The organism is Streptomyces apricus (assembly GCF_008369065.1).
Lineage (GTDB): Bacteria > Actinomycetota > Actinomycetes > Streptomycetales > Streptomycetaceae > Streptomyces > Streptomyces apricus.
Genome location: NZ_VDFC01000136.1, coordinates 1 through 3,346, shown reverse-complemented (window position 1 = coordinate 3,346; position 3,346 = coordinate 1). Strand labels below are relative to the sequence as shown.

Sequence of the window (3,346 nt, the reverse complement as noted above, 5' to 3'; positions counted from 1 at the left end):
CCCTCCGCACCCATCACCGATGACTCATCACTCATCACCGATCACCGCTCACCGAAAGGCACTCCACCATGTTCGACTTCACCGGCAAGACCGTCCTGATCACCGGGGCCTCCGGCGCCCTGGGCACCGCACTGGCCACCGGGTTCTCCCGGGCCGGCGCCCGCACCGTCGCCGCCGCCCGCTCGGGCTTCGAGGAGCTCGCCGCCACCCTCCCGGGCCCCTCCCTCGGCGTACGCCTCGACGTCACCGACGAGGACGAGTGGGCCGACGCCGTCGCCCGCACCGAGGCCCGTTTCGGACCCCTGGACATCCTCGTCAACAACGCCGCCTACCTGCGCGTCGGCACCACGGAGAACATCCCCCTCGACGAGTTCCGCCGCGTCCTGGACACCAACCTCACCGGCGCCCTGCTCGGCATCCGCGCGGCCGCCCCCTCGATGCGCAAGGCCGGCGGCGGCGCGATCGTGAACGTCAACTCCGTCGCCGGGCTCGCCGCCGCCCCCGGCCTCGTCGCCTACAGCAGCAGCAAGTGGGCCCTGCGCGGCCTGATGCGCGCGGCCGCCAAGGAACTGGCCCGCGACGGCATCCGCGTCAACGCCGTCCACCCCGGCATCATCGAGACCCCCCTCGCCTACGGTCCCGACGGCGCCGCGCTCGTCCCCGTGGACGACCTTGCCGTCCCGCGCAACGCCACCCCCGAGGAGATCGCCGACTTCATCCTCTTCGCCGCCTCCGACCGGGCGCGCTTCGCCACCGGCGCCGAACTCGTCGCCGACGGGGGCTTCACCCTGGGCCCCCTCACCTGAACCGCGGCGGATCCCGCGCGCCCCGCCGCCGTACTGCCCGCGGCGATCAAGGGGTAGCGTCCAGGTCATGGACTCTCGTATCACCGTTGAACGTGCTCAACTCCTCAAGCAGCTGCACGCCGACCACCGGCCGCTCGTGCTGCCGACCGTGTGGGACGCCTGGTCGGCGCGGACGGCGGCCGACGCCGGATTCCCGGCGCTGACGGTCGGCAGCCATCCGCTGGCCGACTCCCGCGGGGCCGCGGACCACGAGGGGCAGACCTTCGAGGAGGTGCTCGCCGCCGTCCGGCCGATCATCGCCGCGGTCGACGTCCCCGTCTCCGTGGACCTGGAGGCCGGATACGGACAGCAGCCCGCCGACCTGGTCGCCGGACTCGTCGAGGTCGGCGGCGCGGGCCTCAACCTTGAGGACACCGTCCACTCCGAGGGCGGACGCGTGCGCAGCACGCAGGAGCATGCCGACTACATCGCCGGCCTGCGCGCGGCGGCCGACGACGCGGGCGTCCCCCTGTGGATCAACGGGCGCACCGATCTCTTCCTGCATGCGAAGGACGCCTCCGACGTCCTCGACGAGGCGATCGAGCGGCTGCGGGCCATGGAGCAGGCCGGCGCCGACAGCCTCTACCCGGTGGGCATCCAGGACGACGACGACCTGCTCAAGGCGGTGATCGGCGCTGTCACCGTTCCGGTGAACTCCACCGCCCACCCCGTCAGGCACGACCTGGAGCGCTTCCGCCGCCTGGGCGTCGGCCGGATCACCTACGGCCCGCTGCTGCAGATGGCGCTGACGGACACGATGAAGGACATGCTCGGCCGCTGGACCTCCTGAGACACCGTCCCACCCGTCCGGGCCCGGCAGCGTCTGCGGCACGTGCCGCCCGCCGCCGGGCCCGCCGCGACGGCTCGTCGGCCCCCCCCGGGGAAGGTCCACAACGGCGGCGGTGATCCCCTTCCGGGGCCGCCGAACCCGTCCGACCGCGCTGACGGGCTGTCACGAGGCGATGCGGTCACTAGGCTTACTGCGTGCGGCCCGTAACCGCATTGCTGCATGCGGTGATCACGGGGGTGTGTCGACGGAAGCGGTGGGGCCGATGGACGCCTCGATCAGCAAGCTCCTGGACGGCCTGCGGACGGCGGCCGACGAACCGGCGCGCCGGGCGTGGGCCCTGACCTGCGCGCGGGCACTGGGCCTGGGCGGGATGGCCGTCTCGCTGAACGGCGAGCTGGTGTGGTTCAGCGACGCCACCAGCAAGCGCCTGGAGGACGTGCAGTTCGTCCTCGGCCAAGGCCCCGGCCTGCTCGCGCAGGACATCGGCACGGTGCACCAGGCGCCCGACCTGCGGCGGCTGCCGGCGCACCAGTGGCCGCAGTACGCCGCCGAGGCCGCGCAGCTGGGGGTCGCGGCCCTGTTCGTGTGGCCGGTGCACATCGGGGCCATCCAGGCGGGGACGATGACCGGCCACCGGCGCACGCCCGGCCCGCTGAGCGCACGGCAGTCGGCGCAGGGCCAGCTGGTCGCCGACGCGCTCGCCCAGCACGTCCTGAGCCACTGGCCGCAGGTGAGCGGCACCAGGGAGGGGTCCGGCCGGGCGGCGACGGTGGAACTGCACCGCTCGCAGGTCCACCAGGCCACCGGCATCCTCAGCGTACGGCTGCGCGTCCCGCTGCCCGAGGCCCTGGACCGGCTGCGCGCCCAGGCCTACGCCTCCCACCTGTCGCTGACCGACACCGCCCATGCCGTCATCCACCGCGAGCTGCTGTGGGAGCCGACCCATGACACCGACTGACCGGGGTCCGGCACCGCTCCCGCCGGGCGCACCGCACGAGGGAAGCGCCCCATGAGCCGGCAGCAGCACATCGCCCGCACCTTCGTCGAACTGGCCGACACCCTGGTGGAGGACTTCGACGTGATCGACTTCCTGCAGCAGATGACCGTACGCTGCACCGAACTCCTCGACGTCGCCGCGGCCGCCGTCTTCCTCAACCACCCCGGCCCCCACCTGCACAACGCCGCACCCTGCGACCCCAGCCCCCTCCTGCAGCCGGTCCTGCAGGCGGCCTGCACCCAGGGACCGGCGGCCGACGCCCACTGCACCGGCCGGGYCGCCACCGCCCACGGCGCCGACGCGCACGCCCTGTGGCCGCGCTTCACCCCCCGGCTGCACGCCGCCGGCTACACCCGCGCCACCGCCCTGCCCATGCAGCTGCGCCACGCCACCATCGGAAGCCTGCTGTTGCTGCACACCGGCGAGAATCCTTTGAGCGCCGACGACCTGATGCTGGCCCAGGCCTTCGCCGACACCGCCACCATCGGCCTGCTGCACGCCCGCACCGTCCACGAGCAGCACACCCTCAACGAGCAACTGCACACCGCCCTGCACAGCCGCATCGTCATCGAGCAGGCCAAGGGCATCCTCGCCGCGCACCACAGCATCACCCTCAACGAGGCCTTCGACGCCCTGCGCCACCACGCCCGCCACCACCGGATCATGCTCAGCAAGGTCGCCCGCGACGTCACCGACCTCGCCCTGATGCCCCCG

Annotated in this window: 4 protein-coding genes; all 4 read left to right on the top strand. The window is 73.2% G+C overall.

What is annotated here, in order from left to right; translation table 11 throughout:
* The first annotated feature begins 68 nt into the window (after positions 1–68).
* The gene (locus tag FGF04_RS38540; RefSeq protein ID WP_149516047.1) at positions 69–806 is read left to right on the top strand and encodes an SDR family NAD(P)-dependent oxidoreductase; all 738 of its coding nucleotides are present in this window, start codon (positions 69–71) and stop codon (positions 804–806) included.
* Between the two features lie 67 nt (positions 807–873).
* Positions 874–1,635 carry an isocitrate lyase/PEP mutase family protein gene (locus FGF04_RS38535; protein ID WP_149516046.1) on the top strand — a complete coding sequence of 254 codons (762 nt, stop codon included), beginning with the start codon at positions 874–876 and terminating at the stop codon, positions 1,633–1,635.
* A gap of 238 nt (positions 1,636–1,873) precedes the next feature.
* Positions 1,874–2,593 carry an ANTAR domain-containing protein gene (locus FGF04_RS38530; RefSeq protein WP_188114414.1) on the top strand — a complete coding sequence of 240 codons (720 nt, stop codon included), beginning with the start codon at positions 1,874–1,876 and terminating at the stop codon, positions 2,591–2,593.
* Between the two features lie 51 nt (positions 2,594–2,644).
* A partial coding sequence (locus FGF04_RS38525; RefSeq protein ID WP_149516044.1) for a GAF and ANTAR domain-containing protein occupies positions 2,645–3,346 on the top strand: 702 nt, incomplete at its 3' end.

Bases quoted from the DNA above. Each gene is read 5' to 3' on its own strand.
- FGF04_RS38540 (WP_149516047.1), top strand. From the start codon at position 69: ATGTTCGACTTCACCGGCAAGACCGTCCTGATCACCGGGGCCTCCGGC.
- FGF04_RS38535 (WP_149516046.1), top strand. From the start codon at position 874: ATGGACTCTCGTATCACCGTTGAACGTGCTCAACTCCTCAAGCAGCTG.